The organism is Shewanella sp. TB7-MNA-CIBAN-0143 (genome assembly GCF_040310065.1).
Classification (GTDB): domain Bacteria; phylum Pseudomonadota; class Gammaproteobacteria; order Enterobacterales; family Shewanellaceae; genus Shewanella.
Window position 1 is genome coordinate 34,011 of sequence record NZ_JBEOPL010000012.1, and the last position, 23,988, is coordinate 57,998.

Consider the following 23,988-nt stretch of genomic DNA (forward strand, 5'->3'; position numbering starts at 1 on the left):
TGTCATCGGCTAAGTTTTTGATTAACCTCAACTCGGGATAAGAGATGGGATAAATCGATAAGAAAATGGTTTATTTCAAATCTGCAATATCGAATTTGCCATTTGTTTTACTAACAAGTCACCTTTGCACGTCAATATGGTGCCTATTGCAAGTCAATCCACGACAATAAACAGGACAAAAACAATTTAATAACCATTGATAACCCCATACTGAAGTTGATTAAGCACATGTCCTCATTGCAATTTATATACTCGCTAACATCGTCCAAATATCTTACTTGAAAGCGAAGCTAATTGTCGCGGCTATTTTACGTATTTATGAAAAGATATTTCTCAGCAAAGCTGCTGGTTATTTTCTATACTAATTTAATCTTACTGCAGGACGCAGCTAACGACGTTTAAGGATGAACAACAGTGAAATTTCCTATCCAAGCAAAAGGCTTTAGCCTGATTGAAGTTATAGTCACCACATTGATTGCCGCAATAATGTCACTCATCGCAATCCCCTCTTTTTCTGGAGTAATTGAACAAGTACGAGCAAAGAGTAATATTCAAGTTATTCAACAGACTATTCAGTTAGGCCGAAATATGGCCATAAGTTATGGTTCTAGGGTAACGGTTTGCCCTTTAATCGATAATCTGTGTTCAGCAGATTGGAGTATTGGATTAAGCGTATTTATTGATCATGGGCAAAAAAATCAACTTGATGCCAATGATCGCTTACTTCAACAAACGGCTCCTTTTCATGAAAATGACTATATTGATTACAATCGTGAAGCGATTAGATTCCAACCCGATGGATTAGCTTCTGGTACTAATGGCACATTAACGTACTGCCCAGGAAAATTTGACAGTAAATACTCAAAAGCCGTCATTGTAAATCAAGCAGGAAGGGTAAGAATGTCGAAAAAGAAAAATATTAAATGTAAGCTTTAACAAAGTAGGAATTAAATAGGGTATTTGAATAAATATCGAATCAGTAGTTCGGTCAAAATGGTCAATAAAACACTGTAATTCATGCTGCGCTTAGTTATACTCTGCTTTATATAGCAGAGGATTTATGCATGAAAAAATTAACGTTTGGGTTTACTTTAATAGAGGTGATGGTCACTGTTGTGATAGCAGCAATACTCATGACCGTTGCAGTCCCCGCATTTAAGTCGCTTTATGAAGGCATTAGAGCGAGAAGTGTGATTAGCACTATTGATTCATCGTTTGTCTTTGCCCGCAGCCAAGCGGTTAGTTACGGTAGCAGAGTTTCTATTTGCCCTATGACATCTACAACTTGTGGCAGTAATTGGGCCCAAGGTTTTAGTATATTCATCGATAATGGCGTTACTGGAACAATGGATACAACCAATGGAATTGCTGATGTGATCTTACGTAAAGTCGATGCATTTAATAGTAACGATATTATAAAATCTGACTTATCAATATACAGTTTTACCCCTGATGGCATGATGGCTAATGGTAACAGTGGTACTTTTCGATATTGCCCTGGCAGCGCAGACAGTAGTTCATCTGAGGCCGTAAATATAAATTCGTCAGGCAGAATGTCTAAAGTTAGCACCACCGTTACTTGCAGTTAGTAAAAAGGCTTACATAGGTAAGCCTTTTTTATGTTAGCAATGAAATGAGTTAATAAGTTCTTTGCTCATCTAATTCCCGCACGTATGCATCTTTAAATTTTTTATCTTCTGCAATGCATTCGACAACTCGCTTAACCAATAAACGTTCGTTAGATATTGTTGGCACGTATTCCGCGAGTAGAGCACTTTGCTCTTGTATAACTAATTTTTTTTCCCATAAAAACACGGCAATATTTGGACCGTTGGGTGTTTCGATATGGCATTTATACGGAATATAATCAGCTTCTTCTTCCGCAAAAGCAGAAGATGTACTAAAAAAATATAAAATTGCTGTAAATATTATGCTTATTCTCATTTCCAACACTCCGAAGGTGACTTAGCACCCGTTGAGGTTAACGATATCGTTGCACAAGCCGTATCACGAGTCGCTTGTACTCCAACAGCAGTAGCTGTCACGGTGTAATCATCACCACTCAGCGTTGTATCAACCTTATAATAGGTATTTTCAACAATCCAAGGATCTGCTTTCAACCCAAGTTTAGTCATATCAGTTGCAAAGCTACGATGATCTAAATAATACTGTTCTTGCAAATTGGCAACATGCATCACCCCTGCCAAACCGTCACCACGAGCACCTTTAGCAACAAACTGAGTATAATTAGGATATGCTATTGAAGCTAAGATCCCCACGATCACAACAGTGATCATCACTTCAATTAATGTGAATCCTTTCTGATTTATCATTGCTTTTTTACTCATCTTTATTCATCAATATGATAATAAATTTTATTAACGCCTGGACCAGCACCGATACATTTATTATCACCAGCAGCACAGCCATCACCCTCATCATCCACTTTATCCATATCATCACCAGCAGAGCCAATACCAATTAAATACATATAACTATCTGATGTACCATTTGGTGGTATGACTAACTGAGGCGTATCAGGTACTCGTGCGCCCATTTCTAAATATTCTTGAGTATATGAACGAGTACCTTTGTGTAAATCAAAGCCGTATAATCGACCCTCACCAGATGCAAGACATTGATTTGATGATGTCACATCGCCTGGAACATAAGAGGTAAAGTACACTTTTCCTTGGATGATTGTAGATGCCGATAAACTTTTTTCTCCTTTCGCGGCGAAGTTATAATACCAACCTCGTTTTGCACCAAACTCAATATTTTGCTGTTCAGTTGTCGGAGGCGTAGAAGATACATTATAAAGATTTGCTAACTCCAACGGAGCAGGTATCTCTTTACCTGCAGCGCCAGTAAACGATTTAGTCACGACATTACGGTCTTGTAACACAAAAAACTTGTCTGAGCGCGTTGTATCTAAAGGATGTGGCCTGTGACCACTGCCTACGGTAACTGCATCATAAGGAATATTCTGGTACGTCAAACTAGTAGTAGTATTACTATCAGCATCCGTCACTGACACTTGAGAAATGTTAGTAAATACTGTTTGCGCCACTGCAGGTTCGGCAAAAAAACGTCTATCGGTTGCTTGTGTAGAACCACCTAGACTCGCAAACTTAAACGCCGTCCACGGACTGGTAGAACTCGTCGGTGAAGCACTGGGTAAATCCATACGCCAAATATTAGCCCCTGTGTCAGTTGCATATAATCTGTCAGTCAATCTATCACCGTTACTGTCTAATATTGCAATACTATTTGGAATGCTATCAACAATACCAGGTAATTGTGTTCCACTAGAACCTGTACCAAATCGATACACTAGGGCTCCAGTTTCAGCGTTTAAAATATAAACACTGCGACCGGTAGTGTCATCAGTACCAACCCCTGCACCATCTTTTGTTGAAGGGTTATATCCACCGCCAATAATCACAACTGGAGATGCGGTACCAGCAGAGGTATTACCCGCTGGCACTCCTGGAATAAACGTGACCACAGGCTCAGCCCAAGACTGGCCCATATCACTCATCCCTGTGGAGCTCGGGTCAACTTTCCACATAAATTGTGGTGAATCAGGATTGGTAATGTTGAGCGCATAATAAGATTTCCCACCGCGGCGCATACCCACAAATAACCAAGCTTTATCAATTGCACCTGATGCATTTCTTTTTACATATGCAACAGGCGGGCTATCCATTCCGTAAACAGAATGAACGCCTGTTGGTACGTTTGCCCTTAACTCACGAAGGTTAGGCAGTAACTCTTGCGGCATAAATGACCAGGACTCTTCAATACTCGAACCACTGTCTTTAAACATGTGTAAAAAGCCTGCATTGGTGCCCAGTAAAATACGTATATCTGGTGAGCTTTCAGTACCATAGTTAATGGCTAACGGTTTAGAATGCAGTGGGTCGCCCATAATATCTGAGCGCTTATCTGTTGTTGAACCGTCTTTGTCTTCATCATCAACATCAATGCCGATCGCCCAATCGAATAATTTAGTTAACTCAGATGTGTCTACGCCCATAAAGGCAGCCAAGGCAGCTTCACTGCCAATACCTGGACTGGTTACAGCTTTTGATTTAGTGAAAGCTTCAATAGCGCCACCTGTACCAAAGTTCCCGTATAACGTTCGACTTGGCGTTGATTGAAGCTTAGTTAATGCTCCACCGATTTCAACATTATTACCATCACCGCCGCCGCTTGTGGCACTGCAGACAGCATCCGATGTCCAATAAGAACATGCCGACGAGGCCAAATTACCATCACCATCAATGGCATCATTACCATTTTTATCGACAACATCACCAGATCCAGTCACCTTAAATTTTTTCAAATTACCAATCCAACGAGGACCTTCGTTAGGTAAAAACATCGCGTAATAAACCGAGTCTAATGTTTGGGTTCTATCAAAGTTATTACTGGCAACTGATGGTGAAGTGAAACTTGAATTAGTTTCTAGAATATTAGAGAAGATAGATTGTAAAGCCTCTTGCAATCTTGCAGCATCGGATGCTGGAAAATATGCACCGCCGCCACGATTTGCTGTTTCTTGCAGAAGTGTTGCAACACTCGTTGCACCAGAACCATAACCAATGGTATAGGTCGATACAGTTTGTGTTCCATCAAGGCTAGTATTAACATCATTTGTGTTTAACCAGCCTGCTAGCGCAGCTAAATAACTACTTGAGTATCTATTACTGGTAGTTACACCTGAGAGACCTAAAACTTTACTATCTGCATCATTATCACTAACAGGAGCACCATCTGTAACATATATAATATAGGCCTTATCTTGACATTGTTTACCGACAAAAGGGGATGTGTAGACACCATTAACCTCTACAGTCAGGTCTCTAAATGGAGTTCGAGTAGGATCATCGTCACCATAATCAACACCTAAACCTGCAAAATAGCGGTAGGCTTCATAAAGGTTTTCGCATAAAGGGGTATTACCGCCAGCGGTAAAACTACCGATGGTGGTGAGTAAGTTGGATTTATTAGCATCATTATTCGTTGTTATGCCATATACAATTCTACCACCGTTTGTACTGCTACTAGTATTTCGGTTAAACACACTCAAACCGAAATCAACACCAGGTGTTGTAACAATTGTATCTTCAATTACCCGTTGGGCAACTTGTAGTCGAGAATAACTACTCTGAGTTTTAGTACTATGATACCAATCAACATACCTTTCGGTATATATTGTAATCGGTTGACCAATGCCAAAATTGGTTAATTTAGCTTTTGCGACGGCAGCATCAATTTCGGTTGAAGTCGATGAGTTATCGATAGCAGTATAACGAACAGGGTTTGAACTCACCCCTAAGCCATCGACAGGAAAACCGTTTGTTTCCTGACGGTTAGCATAATTCAATTCAGCTATATCTTCATAACAATCAACATATTGAATACCAGTTCCGTCAGTCAGAGGGAATTCAGACCATTCACCATTTTCACCAATATATTTGTGCTCACGAAGATATCCGGTAAACATACCATAATCTTTTAGATAGCGATCACTGACACCGCAACCATTAAACTTAGCTTCGAAATATTGGTTACTTGAAGACAAAGGAATATTACTACTGCTACGAGTAAAAAATAACTTAGTTGTTCCTCTTAAGCGAACGCCATTATTATTGACATTTTCATTACCACGGCTATAAGGATCGTCAGTCGAAAAACTGGTGCTCATACTGCCGGATGTATCAAAAATAATGAGTACCTGCGGTTTTGAGCCTGTACGTGCGGTAGACTCAAGTACATACAACTCAGTATCATCGGCAAAGCTGATGGATGAGTAAGCCAAAATTGCAAATAGCAATGTATAAGATAATTGTTTAAAAAACATGACTAACTCCTTCAGTACACTTCTTGTTCAATACCAGCAACCACTGTCACTAGCCCCATATTATTGCGGCCAAATGTTGCAGCGCTCGAAATTTCAATTCGGCGACAAAATATAGGAATTGAATTGCCTTTTACATTTCGTTGACATTTCACATCACCTACAATCAATGGCGTTATGGTATTTGTAACACCTAATTCATTATCAATTGTTTGAGAAATAGCTGTCATACTTGTGAAAGTGTTGCCTGTATTCGCCAAAATAACTTTATCTTGTCCGCCTTGAGCTGAAGCCATCGCTTCAATTCGTTCTGAACCAGCACCAGACATTCTCAATGACTGTGTCGAATTGACTGCCAATGCCACACCAATCAAGGTCATTAACACTAGGACGATTAACGAAAAAAACAACACAATTCCCTGCTGCGTCTTTATTGATGTGATCATTTACCTACCTTTCCTGCATCCACTCAAAAAAATTACGAAATGAGCTGTGATATTATTGGTTGATTAAAATTGGATTTTCTAAAACAATAGTGCTTGAAACTATTTTTCGACGAAAGTTATCATTAAGTGGTCCAATGGTCTTGTCACCTAGCTTATAAGTATTATCATTTGTATAACTTCTGTCTTCTTCGCTTGAACGAACCAATAAAAATACCCTTAAAGCAACTAAACGCTGAAACTGTTCATTATCCCACATTAACGTTGTTACGTTTTGCGCAGGCATATAACTGTCTGCTGTGCCATCACCATTACTATCAAAACCATATAAAATACGCATATTTTCTATGCCTTCTACGAGCTGTTCTTCGTTATTCATGCCGTTATTTATTGATAACGTCCGACGCCTTAAAACGGGAGTGGTGCCGTCATTACGAACAAAGTAGACATGATGCTGGTATTCCCAAATGCGGCTATTCGCTAACCCAGGGGCAGCGGCACTGCCATTGAAAAATATGATTTCATTTTGCGTAGATGCTGCGTAATAGCGTGTTGCGGTGAGAACTGTTGCAGGTGGTCCCATTAAGCGTTTAATTTGGATAACATCTGTGGCGTTATTAGGTGTAATACACGCTAGTGATTCTGCACTTACGCCTTGCTCGTATCCCCACAAGCGCCTGAAATGAGAAAGTTGTGTATTAGGAAAACTGGCATTATTCAATCCTGCACCCACGCAATCAGCCGTTACTGCGGTGGCAGATAACGTTGTATCAGTGCCAACAATCAAATCAGCACCCGTAATGTCACCCATAAAACCAAGCTGGCTTAAGTCGCGTTCCATAATCGCTAATGCGATTCGGCCATTTTCTTGTAATTGATTAAATTGGCTGGTTGTTGTTACATTACTTGAAGACATGCTAAACATAGTAAAAAGGCCTGCTGTTAAAAACAAGCTAATCAACATCGCGACCATTAACTCAACTAGCGACATTCCTCGCTGGATTACTGATTTCTTCATCATCTTAATATCGCCGTATTAACCACTAATGCACGTCGCCTGTCACTACTCGTTCCACAACCTTGTACAACGCTAGATTGTCCTGAAGCGCCATCTGAAGATGATCTAACGCCCTTCCAAGTGATTACGACCATGACATTATTATTAGCGTCTATATTTATACAAGCTGTTGGAGAATCTAATCCACCCACATTATTATTGTCAGATGATTTTTCATTTTCACCTAAAAACGCGCGTTCCCACTGATATAAGTCCCAGTTTCTTGTTTCAATGTTGGTACATAGAACATTACCACCCACAGCAACATCACAAGATTTGGCCGATGATATAGATGAACCAGTATAAGTCCCTGCATAGGTGGCTAGTTGACTACTGTTTATACGCATTCGATTAATGATGTCGTTAGCATAATACGAGGCTTGAGTTTGTTGAAAAGATTCGAAACTGCCTTTCTTGGCAACTAAATGAAGATTAAAAATCCCAATAAGGCCAATCACTAGAATAACCAGTGAGACCATTACTTCAATTAAGGAAAATCCATTCCTTTTGCATGACATGAACGTAAAACCTCCAGATAAAATCAAAAGTAGATATTTTCACTCTTGAATATCGATATTTTATACAGCACAACTATTTAACCAGTCTAAACATTCAGCATAGATAATAACTGACTTAAATGTAATCAGATAGTATCAATTTTGTATGATTAATAGAACAACATATTTTATCCGTATTATACTCGGTTTACTTTGTAAGCACAAAAAACCCGCAACTTAAATTAAGTTGCGGGTTAATATTTATAGATGATTGAAATTACTAACGTAATTCAGCTGGAACTGCAAATACAGTGTCTTCTTTACGGCCTTCAACTTCAGTAATAATACTTGGAGCAAGTTTAGCTATCGCGTTAACAACTTGTTGCACTAACACCTCAGGCGCTGAAGCACCAGCAGTTACTGCTACTTTTTTCACACCATCAAACCACACAGCCTCAACGTCAGCAGCGGTATCAACGAGATAAGATTGCGTACCTGTTTTTTCAGCCAGCTCACGTAATCGATTTGAGTTAGAGCTATTTTTAGAACCGACAACAATCAATAAATCGACTTCGGAAGACATACTACGTACAGCATCTTGTCGATTTTGCGTCGCGTAGCAAATATCATCCTTACGCGGCCCCTCAATTGAAGGAAAGCGCTTTTGCAATGCAGTAATAATATCTAAGGTGTCATCAACAGAAAGTGTTGTTTGAGTGACAAAGCATAAGTTGTCTGGATTATTGACCTGAAGATTATTAACATCCTCTGGAGACTCAATAAGATAAACACCACCTTTAGGATTATCATATTGTCCCATAGTGCCTTCAACTTCTGGATGGCCTTCATGACCAATCAAAATGCACTCAATACCTTTACGACTTGCACGAGTCACTTGTAAATGTACTTTTGTCACTAAAGGACATGTCGCATCGAAGACTTTTAAACCACGATTTTTAGCTTCTTTACGCACAGCTTGTGATACACCGTGAGCACTAAAAATAACAATACTGTTGTCTGGCACTTGGTCAAGTTCATCAATAAAAAGAGCACCACGCTGTTTTAGATTTTCAACCACATATCGGTTATGTACCACTTCATGGCGTACATAAATTGGTGGTTCAAATAACTCTAAAGCACGCTCAACAATACTGATAGCACGGTCAACACCGGCACAAAAACCACGAGGGTTGGCCAATAAAATACTCAGTTCTGGAGACGTCGGATCAACTTTTAGCATGTGATACCTTTTTTACTCAGTTATGACACTGATCACTTCAAGTTCAAACGTAAGCGTGCGTCCTGCGAGTGGATGGTTTAAATCGACGGTAATTGAATCACCAGCAGTATCGCGAACGATACCCGGTATTTCACTGCCACCAGGACCCGCAAAACTCACAATAACACCGTCTTCAAGCTTCATATCTGCAGGAAATCGACTTCTGTCCATATAGTGAATCGCATCAGGGTTTGACTCACCAAAAGCGTCTTTTGCCGCTAAGGTAAATGTGTGCTTATCACCTTCTTTCAAGTCTTTTAGTTCGTTTTCAAAAGCCGGACTTAGACTACCGTCACCAATATTTAAACGTGAAGGTTTGCCAGATGATTTTGTACTGTCGGCTGTGGACCCGTCTTCCAGTACAATATTCATATGACATATTAATGAATGACTGTCTTGCTTATTTAAATCTGTCACAGTTAATCTTGCTCCTTCGGTGGCTTTGCTTCGGGTCTGAATGATTCCCAAATGATCAGTACCGCACCAATAAAGATGCCTGCATCGGCAATATTAAATGCAGGGTAATGGCTGGTATTCCAGTAAAAATCGACAAAATCAATTACAAAACCATGCATTAAACGATCAACCAAATTACCTAATGCGCCGCCAATAACTAAGGTAAAGGCTAAATTACTGCGCCATAACGCATAAGATTGTTTACGCAACCAGATTGTTAACAAGGTACTAAAACCGACAGCAATGATGGTAAACAACCAACGTTGCCAACCACCAGCTTCACTTAAAAAACTGAACGCGGCACCGTAGTTTCGCACGTAAGTGAAATTGAAAAATGGTAAAAGCTGTATAGACTCATACAATTCAAAATTACTCAGGACCCATTGTTTAGATAGCTGATCGGCTAAAAACACCAATGCAGCTACCCAATACCAACGTAAGCCACTGTCTTTCCATGTTAATGGCACAGTACTCATTATCAATGTTTCCTTAAGCGAATTCGCGTTGCTCGCCTTCACCTTCAATATTGGTCACACAACGCTGACACAATGTTGGGTGAGCTTCAATGGTGCCAACCTCTTCACGATAGTGCCAGCAACGCTCACACTTCTCGGCAGCACTTTTGGCAACCACTAGTTTAAGCGAACTTAATTCGGTTTCGATGGCATCGCTACCCGCTTGTGACATATCCGCAACCGCTGCTTTAGAGGTGATAAGGATAAATCGTAACTCATCACCCACTTTAGCTAACTCAGCCGCTAAATCAGCATCGGCGAACAATGTCACTTCAGCTTCTAATGAACCACCAATACGTTTATCACGGCGTGCTTGTTCGAGTACTTTATTAACTTCATTACGGACAGTTAATAGTTTTTCCCAATAATCATCGCTTAAATCACTTTCAAGAGTGACGGCTTCTAAGCCTTGATACCATTCTTGGGTAAACACATACTTTTCACGTTTACCGGGTAATAATTGCCACACTTCATCAGCGGTAAAGCTTAAAATTGGCGTCATCCAACGAACCATCGCCTCGGCAATATGATAAAGCGCAGATTGACAGCTACGACGTGCATGCCCTTCTTGCTTAGCGGTGTACTGGCGATCTTTAATAATATCAAGATAGAAACTGCCTAACTCTACAGAACAGAACTGCATCAGTTTTTGAGTCACTAAATGGAAATTGTATTGATCATATGCTTCAATGATTTCTTGTTGCAGCACTGCTGCACGACGAACAACCCAACGATCTAACGCGACCATCTCTTCAGATGCGATCATGTCTGTTTCTGGGTTAAAGCCATTCAAGTTAGCAAGTAAGAAACGGGCAGTATTTCGAATACGACGATATGCATCAGCACTGCGATTTAAAATCTCGTCAGATACCGTCATTTCGCCACTATAATCGGTTGCGGCAACCCATAGACGTAAAATGTCAGCACCAAGCTTATTGATTACTTGTAAGGGAGCTATCACGTTACCAACAGATTTTGACATCTTACGGCCTTTACCATCAACGGTAAAACCATGGGTCAACACTTGCTTATAAGGTGCTTTACCATTCATAGCGGTTGAGATCATCAATGATGACATAAACCAACCACGATGCTGATCGCTACCTTCTAGATACAAATCTATGTCATGCCCATGAAACTCTGGACGCGCTGCGACAACAGATGAGAATGATGAACCTGAGTCAAACCATACATCCAATGTATCAGTCACTTTGCGGTATTGATCGGCCTCATCACCTAACAATTCGCTGGCATCTAAATCCCACCAAGCTTGAATACCTTGTTGTTCAATGCGATGCGCTACACGTTCCATTAATGAAACACTGTCTGGATGTAATTCATCCGTTTCACGATGTACAAACAACGTAATAGGGACGCCCCAAGTACGCTGACGTGAAATACACCAGTCTGGACGGTTTTCTACCATTTTTTCAATACGGCTTTGGCCCCAATCAGGGATCCACTTCGTTTGTTCAATTTCTTTTAACGCTTGTGAACGCAAACCATGATTATCCATAGAGATAAACCATTGTGGCGTGGCACGGAAAATAATTGGTGTTTTGTGGCGCCAGCAATGTGGATAGCTATGGCGTATAGCAACATGCAGAAGTAATGCGCCCTTTTCTTCTAACAGCGCAACCACATTGGCGTTGGCTTTAAATACATGCTGACCAGCAAAAAACTCAGTGTCTGGCTTATAAACACCATTGTCGCCAACAGGGTTAGCGACTTCCAAACCGTATTTTTGGCCGACAATAAAATCGTCCTGACCGTGGCCTGGTGCTGTATGTACAATACCGGTACCTGCGTCAGTAGTCACGTGATCGGCTAAAATAGCAGGCACGTCAAACGCATAAAATGGGTGATTAAAACGCATTAACTCAAGTTCTGCGCCTTTTACTTCACCTAAAATAGTGTGTGACTCTGCACTGTAACGCTCAAGACATGACTCAACCAGAACTTGAGCTAATATCAAGGTAGTCGTTTCACCATTCTTAACAAATTCAACCAGGCTGTAATCTAACTCAGGGCTTAACGCTAATGCACGATTTGCAGGAATCGTCCATGGGGTCGTGGTCCAAATTGCCATAGCTACTGGTTTAGCATAATTTTCTACGCCAAATTTAGCTGCAACAGCTTGGCTATCAACCGCCACAAAAGCGACATCGATTGCTGGAGATGTTTTATCTTCGTATTCCACTTCAGCTTCAGCAAGTGCTGAACCACAGTCGGTACACCAATGCACAGGTTTAACACCTTTGTGTAAATGACCGCTTTCAATTACTTTTGCCAATGAACGGACAATATTCGCTTCGGTTGAAAAGTCCATGGTTAGGTAAGGGTTTTGCCAATCACCTAATACACCTAAACGAATGAAGTCATCACGTTGGCCATCAACTTGGATAGCGGCATATTTACGACATTCTTCACGAAACTCTGCCGCAGAAATTTTGACACCTGGCTTACCGACTTTTTGCTCAACTTTAAGCTCAATCGGTAATCCATGACAATCCCAGCCTGGAATATAAGGCGCGTCAAAACCTGACATGGTTTTAGACTTAATAATGATGTCTTTAAGGATTTTGTTTACCGAGTGACCAATATGAATGCTGCCATTGGCGTATGGAGGGCCATCATGAAGAATGAAAGGTTTACGGCCAGCACGGCTATCACGGATCTGTTGATACAGTCCGTCTTGCGTCCAGCTATTTAACATTTCTGGCTCGCGATTTGCCAAATTACCGCGCATCGGAAACTCTGTTTCCGGCAAGTTCAAAGTAAATTTATAGTCGCTCATTGATCCCATACCATTATTTAAAGCTGATTCATTTCAGCTAGCATCGTTGCTAAATAAAGCGCGAGCTTCATTTGCATCATTTAAAATCTGTTTTTTTAGCGCGTCCAATGACTCAAAAGGTTGTTCATCACGGATCTTTGCTACTAATTCTACTTCCACTCGTTTGCCGTATAAATCACCGCTAAAATCAAACAAATGGACTTCTAATCTGCAAGTTTGACCATTTACAGTGGGTCTAAAACCCACATTAGCCACACCGTCATAAATATCGCTGCCATCCCAGTACAAACGAACCGCAAACACCCCTCTTACAGGTACTACGTGTCGTTTTAAGGCAATATTTGCTGTTGGAAAACCAATTGTACGGCCTAATTTTTGCCCGTGTGCAACCTTACCACTTAAAATGAAAGGATGACCCAATAACCGCCTTGCTTGCTCTAAGTGCCCTAACGCTAGTTGTTCTCTCACTGCAGTAGAGCTTACTCGCAACGAACCAACAACAAAGCTTTGTGTACTGACCACAGTAAAGCCAAATTCTTTACCCGCAGCAACGAGCATATCGAAGTTACCTAAGCGACCTTTACCAAAACAAAAATCATCTCCAACAACGAGATATTTAACCCCGAGTTTTTTAACCAGTAACTCTTCAATAAACGCTTCAGCAGGTTGACTAGCAAAGGCTTCAGTAAAATTGATACAAAGTAGCTGATCAATTTTAAGCTCATCTAACAATCTAATTTTATCACGTAGAAGACTCAGACGCGCCGGCGCATCTGTACCACGAAAACGTTCTTGCGGTTGCGGTTCAAAGGTCATTAACATTGCAGGCAGTTGAAAATGATGCGCTTTATTAACCAAGCTGCTGATCACCTGTGCATGGCCACGATGGACACCATCAAAATTCCCAATGGTCAAAACGCAACCATGATGAGAAGGTAAAATATTGTGTATACCGCGGATTAATTCCATTACGCTCAATACTGCCTATTGCAAATCGGCAGATTATATACCCAAACCAATGTCAGATGCGAGTTTCAACCTCAGATTATTACAGCGAATTTTGGATAATCAGCCGAATATGCCTAAGTCTCTCACGTAGGATAAATTATCCCTGACGTTTAATTTTCCAAGGCCGTACACCCAATGCGAGTAAACTCAACAAATAAATAACCGCGCCACCAACAATGAGCTCAATCAACATAAACATCCGTTCGAAGGTGTGCCATTCGAGCCATATGCTTTGTTGCGGCATAAAATAAACAATGCCAATGGCCATTAAGGCTGTAGAAATAATCACTTTAAACGAGAAAAATAACGTTTGTCGGCTCATTTGATAAACGCCCGCTTTATGCAAACCTCGATACAACAAACCCGCATTTAATAGCGCAGACATTGATGTCGCAATGGCTAAGCCCACATAACCAAATGGAATGGCAAAAATAAGGTTAAACACCATATTACTAACCATGGCAATAATGCCATATTTAACCGGAGTTTTAGTGTCTTGACGCGAATAATATCCTGGAGCTAACACTTTAATCATCATGAAACTTAACAAACCACAGCCATAAGCAACCAGGCTATACGAAGCCATTTGAACGTCATTTAGGCTAAATGCACCACGCATAAACAACACCATCAGCATTGGTTTAGCGAGAATAATCAGTCCTAACATAGCCGGAGTGCCTAAGAGTAAAATGGCTTTTACTCCCCAATCCATCGTTTGATTAAAGCCACTGCCTTGGGCATTAACATGTTTTTGCGATAATGCAGGCAAAATCACTGTCGCGATGGCAATACCAAATAATCCTAAAGGGAACTCCAATAGGCGGTCTGCGTAATACAACCAACTAATCGATCCCGTCATCAGGAAACTGGCTATAAAAGTGTCGAACAATAAATTAATTTGCGACACAGACACACCAAATAAAGCTGGGATCATCAAGGTTCTAATTTTTACCACACCAGGGTGATGCCATCCCCACGTAGGCCTAACGAGTGCTTTCTCACGAATTAAGAAAGGTATTTGGAATAAAAACTGAATCAATCCACCAACAAATACCCCCCAAGCCAAACCAATTTCAGGGTTTTCTAATGTGTGCGCATACCATAACGCCACGGCAATAATCGCCACATTCAAAAATACTGGCGTAAAGGCTGAAACCGCAAAGCGTCCACGAGTATTAAGGATTGATCCTGCTAGGGCTGTGAAGGTGATAAACCATAAATACGGAAAGGTAATTTTTAACATGACAGAAGCCAGTTCAAATTTTTCTGCATTAGGCCCGTCATTTAACCAATCGACAAACCAGCCACCACCAAAAAGAGCAGCTAATACTGGAGAACCAACAACACCAACCAAAGTAACAATTGTCACTAGTACACCTAAGGTACCAGCGACTTTACTTAATAACTCGCGTGTATCTTCTGGGGTCATTTTTTCCTGGTACTCGGTCAGTACCGGCACAAATGCCTGCGCAAAAGCCCCTTCGGCAAATAAACGCCTTAAAAAATTAGGTATCTTATTTGCAAAAAAGAACACGTCAGCACTACTGCCTGCTCCCATTAGGTTCGCAATCACTACATCTCGAACTAAACCTAATACTCGTGAAATCAGCGTCATAACGCTGACAATCAAGCCTGATTTAAATAATTTTTTGCTCAAACAGCCCCCCAGGCACAAACACACTTCAACGAAAATTAATGGGATATATTAATAAATATTCTATTATGGCCCTGTCACACAGACCAAAGAGCTGGTAGAATTGCGCCACATATTACACGAGTGGGTTGAAGTTAGGCATGTTAGGTTGGATTAATTTATCTTTATGATGATTATTCAACTGTAGTCGTTGACAAGACGACAAAAAGCAGGCATATTCCTCGGCCTTTAAAAGTATCAAATCCAGTTTTTAGGAGTTGCACCTTGGCTAATAGCAAGTCTGCAAAGAAGCGCGCGCTTCAGTCTGAAAAGCGTCGTCAGCATAATGCTAGTCGTCGCTCTATGTTACGTACATACGTTAAAAAAGTCATCGCTGCTATCAAAAGTGGTGACCATAAAGCGGCTACAGAAGCGTTCGCTATTGCACAACCAATTGTTGACCGTATGGCGACTAAAGGTCTTATTCATAAGAATAAAGCCGGTCGTCAGAAGGCTCGCTTAAATGCAAAAATCAAAGCTATCGCAGCTTAAGTTTTTGTAGATTAAGATTCAAAAAACCGGCTTAGGCCGGTTTTTTTATCACTAAATTTTACCTATCTATCTTTTTCATCTGCAACTTCCCCTATCTCAATCTCAACTCAACTCAACTCAACAGATTAGTATCAATATAATAATGTCAAAATTATTAATGATCTGACCCTAAAAAATAGTCTGATTAAAGGCAAGTTGCGCTTGAGAACTGTTTTAACGTTTAATTTAATACTATTAATATTGGCGACTAACTAAGCCTGTAGAAAGACAGTATGGAAGCTTTCACTCATTTCAACGGGAGAACGATCAATTTTATGAAAGTTGAAAGTTGAAAGTTGATTGTTGATTGTTGATTGTTGATTGTTGGTGGTTTTGAACATATTGATATATTGCAGGTTTGTGGTTTGAAGTGTCTTAATTGCGGCCAGTAAGCGGCATATTGCGTGTATATAATTTACAGAACTAAACGTCTTAACTTAAGACATCATCAATGAGATGCATCAGTTAAGACGTTTGTGGAGTCAATTTAATAACAATACATATTATTTAATACTTGAATTAACTCTTTTACCTCATTACTTTTTAATGAATAAAAAACGGTTTGTGCTTCTTTTCTAGTACAGACTAAATTGTCTTTACGAAGCCATGCCAAATGTTGAGATAATGCCGATTGACTCAACCCCAACTTCTTATTCATTTCACCAACACACATTTCACCTTCATTAAGAAGATGACACAAAATAAACAATCTACGTTCATTTGCTAATGCTTTTAGCAATACAACCGCATGATCTGCTTGCTGCTGCATTTTTTCTATATTCATCACGCGCTCTTCTCCTCATCTAACCCCGCTCTAATATAGCGTTCCCTTACAAATAGAGTCGGGACATAAAGCACACTTTTTGGTAGATTGTTGTAAAAAATGAGACTTAGCTAAAATAATCAAAGGAAACTCATGAAAAACTATCAAAGAGCCACTCTCGTCGGTGCCATTTTTGCAGCACTTATTGGCTGTCAAACAACGTCACCAACTAAAGCCACTGCACCACAATTAGTGATTAATGATTCTGATGATGCAAAAATCAGTCAACAATTAGCTAAACAAGCTTTATCGTCTCGCTTAAGTTATGACATAGTCGAATCACTCACCGTTGAAGTTGGACCAAGATTAGCTGGCACGGATAAAGATATAGTTGCGGTTGATTGGGCAATGGAAAAATTGTGGCTGCTCGGATTTGATAAAGTGTACAAGGAGTCTGTTCAAGTTCCTGCATGGTCAAGAGGTAGCGCCCACGCAAGTATCGTGGCGCCTTATGATCAGCCATTAGTCGTTACCGCCTTAGGTGGAAGCGTGGCAACACCGGTTAACGGTATTCAAGCATTAATTGTACGCTTTGACAGCTTAGAAGAGTTATCTAATGCATCACCTGGACGCATCGAAGGCAAAATTGTATTCATCGACCACAAAACTGAACGCCATATTACAGGTAAAGGTTATGGCGAAGCTGTAGGTGGTCGCTCTCAAGGAGCTATAGTTGCTGCACAAAAAGGAGCGGTTGCCATCGTTATCCGCTCTATTGGGACGGATCATGACAGAATGGCCCATACTGGTATGATGCGATATGAAGAAGGAACGCCTAAAATTCCTGCGGCAGCAATGTCGAATCCAGATGCCGATTTAATTAATGCGATGTTAAAGCGCAATCCTAACATCACACTATCATTAAATTTGACCTCAGAAAATCTAGGGATAGCCACATCTTATAATGTCATTGCAGAAGTCACAGGTAGCAGTAAGCCTGACGAAATAGTCCTTATTGGTGCTCATCTTGATTCGTGGGATGAAGGTACAGGTGCGATTGATGATGGCGCTGGTGTGGCGATTGTCACCACCGCTGCTAAACTTATCCAAGACTTACCACAAAAGCCAGCACGCACTATTCGAGTAGTATTATACGCTGCAGAAGAAGTCGGTTTAGTTGGCGGTAAAGCCTATGCGGCACAACATGCTGATGAATTAGATAAACACTATATTGCCGCAGAATCTGATTTTGGTGCAGGACCAGTATATAAAATTGATTTTAACGTTAATGCCGCGACATTTGAGCAGGTCAAACAAGAACATTCAGCTATGACCTTAAACGGCGTTGAGCTAGGCAATAATGAAGCGTCTGGTGGCCCAGATGTTTCAATTCTACCAGCATTAGGCGTTCCAGTAGCGTCGTTAAATCAAGATGGTTCAGATTATTTTGATTATCATCACACTCCTAACGACACCTTGGATAAAATTGATCCCAAGAAACTAGCGCAAAGTGCCGCTGCTTATGCACAATTTGCTTATATGATGGCGCAATCAGAAATCGATTTAAGGCCTGTTACTCAGCAAAAAGAACAACACTAATCGGTTTATCTCAATCGAGCTTAACACTCAGACATTAAAAAGCCCTTATTCAAGGGCTTTTTATTAAGCTGGTTTTATTATTTTAGAGAGCGTTATTTTTGTTCATCTCGTAAAAACACTGGCGCTGTAGGGGTCGATTGCACTTCATTATAATAATAACCTTCAAGATCAAACTCGGTTAATTGTTCAACACTAGTAGGTTTAGTATCCACAATGTAACGAGCCATCAATCCGCGCGCTTTTTTAGCATAAAAGCTAATCACTTTAAATTGACCTTTTTTACAGTCTTTAAATACTGGTGTAATCAACTGTCCTTCAAGCTGCTTAACGTTGACCGATTTGAAGTATTCATTCGACGCTAAATTGACAATGATATCGTCACCCTGCTCTTTCAAGGCCTTATTCACTTCAGCAGTGATAGTCTCGCCCCAAAAAGCATATAAATTGCTGCCCTGTGAGTTTGCTAGTTTGGTACCCATTTCTAACCGGTACGGTTGAATTAAATCCAACGGTTTAAGTAAACCATACAAACCAGACAAAATACGCAGATGCTTTTGACTAGAAGCTATTTGTGACTCAGATAAATGATCTGCATCAAAACCGGTGTAGACATCACCTCGAAATGCGAATATAGCTTGTTTAGCATTATCAAGGCTAAACGGTGGCTGCCAGTCAGCAAAACGAGCAGCATTAAGCCCGGCAATTTTATCGCTTACTTTCATTAAACTGGCAATATCCATTGGTGTTAATTCACGGCATACATCAATCAATGCTTGGCTTTGTTTAAGTAAACACGGCAGAGAATGGGTGTTAGTTATAGGTGGATTTTCGAAATCTAATGTTTTCGCGGGTGAAACTAAAACCAGCATAAGTACGCTCCAGGTAAAATCATAATGTCATCATACTGAACTGATAAAAAAAAACCATGCTGCTGTAGCATGGTTTTTTCGATTACCCTAATAGGTAAATGCTATTTTTTTACAGGCTCTGCTGAGTTAGGCCAAATTTTTTCTTCTAATTGGTCGGCTAGCTCCGGAAACTTACTAGTATCAAATACCGGATCAATACCAGCGTCTATCTGTTCACGGTAGTCATTGATCACTCTAACCGCCAAACCAGACAACAAGACTAATGCCACTAAGTTAACAATGGCCATTAGCCCCATCGACACATCCGCTAAATCCCAAACCAAACTAATTTTAGCGAGAGAACCAAACATCACCATACCTAAAACCACTAAACGAAATAAAGGTAAGGCTTTTTTACTATTGCCAGACAAGAACATTACATTGGTTTCTGCATAAGAATAGTTGGCAATAATAGACGTAAAGCAGAAGAGTAAAATGGCAAAAGCAATAAATGCTCCACCCCAATCACCCACATGACTGGTTAATGCACTAATGGTTTTGGCAATACCATCCGAGCTAGAAGCTGCATCTCCAGATAATAAAATAATCGCTGCGGTTGCGGTACAAATAACAATAGTATCAACAAACACGCCCATCATTTGCACAAAACCTTGCGATGCTGGATGGTTAGGATTTGGAGATGCACTTGCAGCAACATTTGCGGCACTCCCCATACCCGCTTCGTTTGAAAACAATCCTCGGGCAATACCAGCTTGCATTGCTTGCGAAACACTAAATGCAACACCACCAGCAGCAGCTTCTTGCCAACCAAATGCACTATTGATAACCAACATGAATATGTCGGGTAATTTTTCAATGTTCATACCCACAACGACAAAAGCAATGGCAATATAAGCAATAGCCATCACAGGCACAATTAACTCAGATGCTTTAGCAACCTTCTTAAGGCCTCCAACAATCACAAAGGCACTGCAAATAACAATACCAATTCCAATATAGACAGGCTCAAAACCAAACACCTGAGTCATAGCACCAGTTATGGTGTTAGCCTGGACTGCATTAAACACTAAACCAAAGGCTATAATTAAAAATATCGAGAACAGCACACCCATCCAGCGTTGACCAAGACCTTTCTCCATATAATAAGCAGGCCCGCCACGGTACTGACCATCACCATCTTTCACTTTATAAACTTGGGCAAGGGTCGACTCAATCATTGCGGTTGCCATACCAAGTACCGCAATAGCCCACATCCAGAACACGGCACCTGGTCCTGCGGTACCAATTGCAACAGCCACACCGGCCATGTTACCAGCACCTACACGTGCTGCCATACTGGTACAAAAAACCTGAAATGATGATAAGCCATGCTTACCTGGACGACGGCTAATAGCCAATACTTTAATGCCATGAACAAAATGAGTGGCTTGAATAAAACCGAGACGAATGGTGAAAAATAACCCAGCGCCTACCAGTCCATAAACTAATAGCTTGCCCCAAAGTAGGCTATTCATAAAATTAATAATCGTTTCTAACATTGCCATATTGTCTAATCTTCCCCGTTATAAGGTTATTTTTTTGTATCAGGCTATTGCGCTGAATGTTAAAGCACATAATGGACAGACCTGGCACTTCATATGCAAGCTGCTATGTGTCAAACGGTAAAACAAATAAAAGTGCCAAATAAAGGCGCCATTATAAAAGCTAATGATGGTGGATTAATAGGTATAGATCACCAAGGGCTGTGAATGCTAAAACAACGTTACCTACCTGATACATTGCCTAAGTAAATAACACGTTGAAGCAACACAAATAAAACAAAAAGCAACAAGTGACATCCATCACACTTTATCACTTCTATTATTAATGCTCTATGCTTAAAGCACTGGCAAATCGTTATTAAATTTCAAGTAATTATCGACATATCAACCAAAAATGCGATCTGAACTAAAAGTGACTCGTCAAAAATCAGATAAAGGCCACATTATTGTAATAAAATTACAGATACAGTGTTCTCAAAGAAAGTTAAATAATTATTTTCACTTTTAATCGAGGTCACAATGACTAACTCAAATGAAATAACTGCACTAAAAAAATACGTACGAGCGACTAACTTCTTGGCGACATCGCAAATTTATCTGAAGCAAAACGTACTTTTTAAGCGTCCTTTACAACATACTGATATCAAGCCTCGTTTACTTGGTCACTGGGGAACGTGTCCTGGTATCAACTTTGTCTACGCTAACGTTAACCGTCTTATTGTTAAGCATAATCGTGAATTCATTTACCTTGTTGGCCCTGGCCACGGTTTCCCAGCAGTACAAGCTAACTTATTTGTAGAAGGTTCATTAAGCCATTTCTACCCAGAGACCATACCTTATACAGAAACGGGTATCGAAGATATCTGTAAAAAATTCTCAGCAGCTTACGGTTATCCATCACATGCGAATCCTGAAGCACCAGGTCAAATATTAGAAGGTGGTGAGCTTGGTTATTCACTTTCAGTTGCTTGGGGCTCTGTATTAGATAACCCAAATCTTATTGCCGCCTGTTTAATTGGTGACGGTGAAGCAGAAACAGGTCCATTAGCTGCATCTTGGTATGCCAACCGTTTAGTCTCACCAGATAACAACGGTGCAGTGCTACCAATCGTACATATTAACGGTTACAAAATTTCAGGCCCTACTCGTATGGGCCGAATGAGCCATGAAGAGCTAGATTTAGAATTCCGTGGTCTTGGTTATCACCCAATCATCGTTGATGATGAAATGGAAACCGATATTTTTGAACAAATGACCGCAGCAATGGACTTGTCATATGACATGATCAATGACATCCAACGTCGCGCACGTTCAGGTGAAGATGTCGTTAAACCACGCTGGCCAGTTATTTTAATGAGAACCGCAAAAGGTTGGACTGGTACTTCTGAATACGATGGTAAGAAACTTGCTGGTAACTGTGAATCTCATCAAGTAATAGTGAGCAACTGCGCCAAAGATAAAGGCCATCTTGAAGCACTTGATAAGTGGTTGGCTAGCTATAAGTTTGACGAATTAGTGCAAACCACTGAAAGCGGTGAATTGATATTTGATAAAGACATTATGTCTTTGATGCCGCCAAAAGAGTTATGTTGTGGTCGTCAACGTCTAAGTTACGGCGGTGAAGTTGTACGTGCTTTAGCAAATCCAGATTTAAACAAATTGGGTTACGGTTCAGAAACAGCTCGTGGTCAACGTGGTTTCTCAATGTTGAAAATGGGTGAGTGGATGCGTGATGCTTTCAAACTAAACCGCGATCAACGTAACTTACGTATCTTCAGCCCTGATGAAACATACTCAAACCAACTACAAGCTGTGTTTGAAGAAACCGACCGCGCATGGCAGTGGCCAATCGAAAGCTGGGATCAAGATATGTCTCGCGATGGCCGCGTGATTGAGCTCCTATCTGAAAATTTACTTTTCGGTATGTTACACGGTTACACAGTAACAGGTCGTCACGGCATGTTCCCTACCTACGAATCTTTCTCTCAGGTAGTGTCATCAATGGCGGATCAATATTGTAAATATGTTCATGCAAGCCAAGGTATCCATTTCCGTAAGCCTATCCCTGCATGTAACGTCGTATTGTCTTCACTATTAGAACGTCAAGATCACAACGGTTATTCTCACCAGAATCCGTCTTTCCTAGGCGCTATGTTAGAGAAACATCCGAACATTATTTCTGCTTATTTACCTGCAGATGCTAACAGTACCTTGGTTTACACTGAACGTGCTTACGCTGATCGCGATAAACTGAACATTATTGTTGCGGGTAAAAAGTCGTTACCACAGTGGTTATCACTTGATGAAGCCCGTAAGCAAGCTAAAGACGGTATCATGGTGTGGGATTTCGCCTCTGATGACAAACCAGATGTAGTACTTGCAGGTTGTGGTGACTACGCGACGCAAGAATGTATGGCCTCACTGGTATTAATTCGTGAGATTTTACCAAGAGTGCGCATCCGCTTTGTAAGTGTCTCAGAACTTCACAGCAGCGGTTTAGGTAGTCTTAAGTTTCAAAGCAAGCCTTGGATGATGGATGAAGTCTTCACTGAAGATAAAGGTGTGGTATTCAACTACCATGGCTACCCAAACACCATCAAAAAGCTTGTATTTGATTATAAAGGTAACCGTCGCTTCCGTATTAAAGGTTATGAAGAAGAAGGTTCAACGACTACACCATTTGATATGGGTGTGCGTAACGGTACTTCTCGCTACCATTTAGTTATCGATATGGCATACAAGTTGTTCCAGCAAGGCGTAATTGATGAATCACAACATGTGACCATCACGACCGATATGTTACAACGCTTGGTAGACCACAAAAACTACATCAAAGCGAACGGTGTTGACCCTGAAGAGATCGAAAACTGGGTGTGGACACGTTAAGTTAAGCCACTTTTAACAATAAAAAATACGCCTTCAGGGCGTATTTTTGTTTTTATAATCCCCAAAAGTGACCATTTCATAAAAATCAAACTAACTTATTAAAAAAAGAGTTGATATTCACAATTCATCTTTAATCATTTATGAATTAAAACATACATGCTTAGCTTATGTTTTAATTAGTTATTTTA

The 23,988-nt window shown here is 40.5% G+C and carries 20 protein-coding genes; 5 read left to right on the plus strand and 15 right to left on the minus strand.

All coding sequences use genetic code 11. The features are described 5' to 3' along the window. The first annotated feature begins 414 nt into the window (after positions 1 to 414). Both AAEY97_RS11230 and AAEY97_RS11235 read left to right on the plus strand, forming a co-directional pair. A complete protein-coding gene (locus AAEY97_RS11230; protein WP_350998874.1) occupies positions 415 to 936 on the plus strand; it encodes a GspH/FimT family pseudopilin in 522 nt (173 codons plus the stop codon). A 128-nt stretch (positions 937 to 1,064) separates the two neighbouring features. Then, on the plus strand, positions 1,065 to 1,589 hold the full coding sequence (locus AAEY97_RS11235; protein WP_350998877.1) for a GspH/FimT family pseudopilin: 525 nt from the start codon (positions 1,065 to 1,067) through the stop codon (positions 1,587 to 1,589). Between the two features lie 49 nt (positions 1,590 to 1,638). Here AAEY97_RS11235 and AAEY97_RS11240 read toward each other — a convergent pair whose 3' ends face one another. From AAEY97_RS11240 to murJ, 12 genes are all read right to left on the minus strand, one after another. Continuing rightward, entirely contained in the window at positions 1,639 to 1,944 is a 306-nt protein-coding gene (locus AAEY97_RS11240) for a TapY2 family type IVa secretion system protein (RefSeq protein WP_350998879.1), read from the minus strand. Beyond that, the gene (locus tag AAEY97_RS11245) at positions 1,941 to 2,348 is read right to left on the minus strand and encodes a type IV pilin protein (RefSeq protein ID WP_502959456.1); all 408 of its coding nucleotides are present in this window, start codon (positions 2,346 to 2,348) and stop codon (positions 1,941 to 1,943) included. The genes AAEY97_RS11240 and AAEY97_RS11245 overlap by 4 nt, the downstream gene beginning before the upstream one ends. 2 nt (positions 2,349 to 2,350) lie before the next feature. Continuing rightward, the gene (locus AAEY97_RS11250) at positions 2,351 to 5,869 is read right to left on the minus strand and encodes a pilus assembly protein (protein ID WP_192114420.1); all 3,519 of its coding nucleotides are present in this window, start codon (positions 5,867 to 5,869) and stop codon (positions 2,351 to 2,353) included. A gap of 11 nt (positions 5,870 to 5,880) precedes the next feature. After that, complete coding sequence (locus AAEY97_RS11255; protein ID WP_192114457.1) at positions 5,881 to 6,300, minus strand: PilX N-terminal domain-containing pilus assembly protein; 420 nt, start codon at positions 6,298 to 6,300, stop codon at positions 5,881 to 5,883. Between the two features lie 64 nt (positions 6,301 to 6,364). Next, entirely contained in the window at positions 6,365 to 7,330 is a 966-nt protein-coding gene (locus AAEY97_RS11260) for a PilW family protein (RefSeq protein WP_192114419.1), read from the minus strand. After that, positions 7,327 to 7,884 (minus strand): type IV pilus modification protein PilV, encoded by a 558-nt coding sequence (gene pilV, locus AAEY97_RS11265; protein WP_192114418.1) that lies wholly within the window; start codon positions 7,882 to 7,884, stop codon positions 7,327 to 7,329. Before pilV ends, AAEY97_RS11260 begins: the two co-directional genes overlap by 4 nt. A 259-nt stretch (positions 7,885 to 8,143) precedes the next feature. Next, on the minus strand, positions 8,144 to 9,073 hold the full coding sequence (gene ispH, locus AAEY97_RS11270) for a 4-hydroxy-3-methylbut-2-enyl diphosphate reductase (protein WP_182744784.1): 930 nt from the start codon (positions 9,071 to 9,073) through the stop codon (positions 8,144 to 8,146). A 42-nt stretch (positions 9,074 to 9,115) separates the two neighbouring features. Then, positions 9,116 to 9,559 carry an FKBP-type peptidyl-prolyl cis-trans isomerase gene (fkpB, locus tag AAEY97_RS11275; RefSeq protein WP_192114417.1) on the minus strand — a complete coding sequence of 148 codons (444 nt, stop codon included), beginning with the start codon at positions 9,557 to 9,559 and terminating at the stop codon, positions 9,116 to 9,118. 2 nt (positions 9,560 to 9,561) lie between these two features. After that, complete coding sequence (gene lspA / locus AAEY97_RS11280; RefSeq protein WP_192114456.1) at positions 9,562 to 10,065, minus strand: signal peptidase II; 504 nt, start codon at positions 10,063 to 10,065, stop codon at positions 9,562 to 9,564. Between the two features lie 22 nt (positions 10,066 to 10,087). Further along, positions 10,088 to 12,910, minus strand: coding sequence for an isoleucine--tRNA ligase (gene ileS / locus AAEY97_RS11285; RefSeq protein ID WP_350998885.1), 2,823 nt, complete (start codon positions 12,908 to 12,910; stop codon positions 10,088 to 10,090). A 33-nt stretch (positions 12,911 to 12,943) separates the two neighbouring features. Next, positions 12,944 to 13,879, minus strand: coding sequence for a bifunctional riboflavin kinase/FAD synthetase (gene ribF / locus AAEY97_RS11290; RefSeq protein WP_101086379.1), 936 nt, complete (start codon positions 13,877 to 13,879; stop codon positions 12,944 to 12,946). A 136-nt stretch (positions 13,880 to 14,015) separates the two neighbouring features. Further along, a complete protein-coding gene (gene murJ / locus AAEY97_RS11295; RefSeq protein WP_350998888.1) occupies positions 14,016 to 15,575 on the minus strand; it encodes a murein biosynthesis integral membrane protein MurJ in 1,560 nt (519 codons plus the stop codon). Positions 15,576 to 15,836: 261 nt separating this feature from the next. Here murJ and rpsT point away from each other — a divergent pair, with 261 nt between their 5' ends. After that, the gene (gene rpsT / locus AAEY97_RS11300) at positions 15,837 to 16,103 is read left to right on the plus strand and encodes a 30S ribosomal protein S20 (RefSeq protein ID WP_059744082.1); all 267 of its coding nucleotides are present in this window, start codon (positions 15,837 to 15,839) and stop codon (positions 16,101 to 16,103) included. 526 nt (positions 16,104 to 16,629) lie between these two features. On the opposite strand, the gene AAEY97_RS11305 is transcribed toward rpsT, so the two are convergent. After that, a complete protein-coding gene (locus AAEY97_RS11305) occupies positions 16,630 to 16,926 on the minus strand; it encodes an ArsR/SmtB family transcription factor (RefSeq protein ID WP_011638342.1) in 297 nt (98 codons plus the stop codon). A gap of 132 nt (positions 16,927 to 17,058) precedes the next feature. On the opposite strand from AAEY97_RS11305, the gene AAEY97_RS11310 reads away from it, so the two are divergent. Then, complete coding sequence (locus AAEY97_RS11310) at positions 17,059 to 18,504, plus strand: M20/M25/M40 family metallo-hydrolase (protein WP_350998891.1); 1,446 nt, start codon at positions 17,059 to 17,061, stop codon at positions 18,502 to 18,504. A gap of 92 nt (positions 18,505 to 18,596) precedes the next feature. Here AAEY97_RS11310 and yaaA read toward each other — a convergent pair whose 3' ends face one another. Next, a complete protein-coding gene (gene yaaA, locus AAEY97_RS11315) occupies positions 18,597 to 19,373 on the minus strand; it encodes a peroxide stress protein YaaA (protein WP_162023674.1) in 777 nt (258 codons plus the stop codon). Positions 19,374 to 19,474: 101 nt separating this feature from the next. Beyond that, positions 19,475 to 20,911: an alanine/glycine:cation symporter family protein gene (locus AAEY97_RS11320; RefSeq protein WP_101087192.1), complete on the minus strand. Its 1,437-nt coding sequence runs from the start codon at positions 20,909 to 20,911 to the stop codon at positions 19,475 to 19,477. A gap of 522 nt (positions 20,912 to 21,433) precedes the next feature. Between AAEY97_RS11320 and AAEY97_RS11325 the strand changes: the two genes are divergently transcribed. Beyond that, positions 21,434 to 23,800: a phosphoketolase family protein gene (locus AAEY97_RS11325; protein ID WP_101086375.1), complete on the plus strand. Its 2,367-nt coding sequence runs from the start codon at positions 21,434 to 21,436 to the stop codon at positions 23,798 to 23,800. The last annotated feature ends 188 nt before the right edge of the window (positions 23,801 to 23,988 follow it).

Excerpts from the sequence above, each read along its gene's own strand:
- AAEY97_RS11235 (WP_350998877.1), top strand. The coding sequence starts at position 1,065 with ATGAAAAAATTAACGTTTGGGTTTACTTTAATAGAGGTGATGGTCACT.
- AAEY97_RS11240 (WP_350998879.1), bottom strand. The coding sequence starts at position 1,944 with ATGAGAATAAGCATAATATTTACAGCAATTTTATATTTTTTTAGTACA.
- AAEY97_RS11245 (WP_502959456.1), bottom strand. The coding sequence starts at position 2,348 with ATGAGTAAAAAAGCAATGATAAATCAGAAAGGATTCACATTAATTGAA.
- AAEY97_RS11250 (WP_192114420.1), bottom strand. The coding sequence starts at position 5,869 with ATGTTTTTTAAACAATTATCTTATACATTGCTATTTGCAATTTTGGCT.
- AAEY97_RS11260 (WP_192114419.1), bottom strand. The coding sequence starts at position 7,330 with ATGATGAAGAAATCAGTAATCCAGCGAGGAATGTCGCTAGTTGAGTTA.
- pilV (WP_192114418.1), bottom strand. The coding sequence starts at position 7,884 with ATGTCATGCAAAAGGAATGGATTTTCCTTAATTGAAGTAATGGTCTCA.
- ileS (WP_350998885.1), bottom strand. The coding sequence starts at position 12,910 with ATGAGCGACTATAAATTTACTTTGAACTTGCCGGAAACAGAGTTTCCG.
- ribF (WP_101086379.1), bottom strand. The coding sequence starts at position 13,879 with ATGGAATTAATCCGCGGTATACACAATATTTTACCTTCTCATCATGGT.
- AAEY97_RS11305 (WP_011638342.1), bottom strand. The coding sequence starts at position 16,926 with ATGAATATAGAAAAAATGCAGCAGCAAGCAGATCATGCGGTTGTATTG.
- AAEY97_RS11310 (WP_350998891.1), top strand. The coding sequence starts at position 17,059 with ATGAAAAACTATCAAAGAGCCACTCTCGTCGGTGCCATTTTTGCAGCA.
- yaaA (WP_162023674.1), bottom strand. The coding sequence starts at position 19,373 with ATGCTGGTTTTAGTTTCACCCGCGAAAACATTAGATTTCGAAAATCCA.
- AAEY97_RS11320 (WP_101087192.1), bottom strand. The coding sequence starts at position 20,911 with ATGTTAGAAACGATTATTAATTTTATGAATAGCCTACTTTGGGGCAAG.
- AAEY97_RS11325 (WP_101086375.1), top strand. The coding sequence starts at position 21,434 with ATGACTAACTCAAATGAAATAACTGCACTAAAAAAATACGTACGAGCG.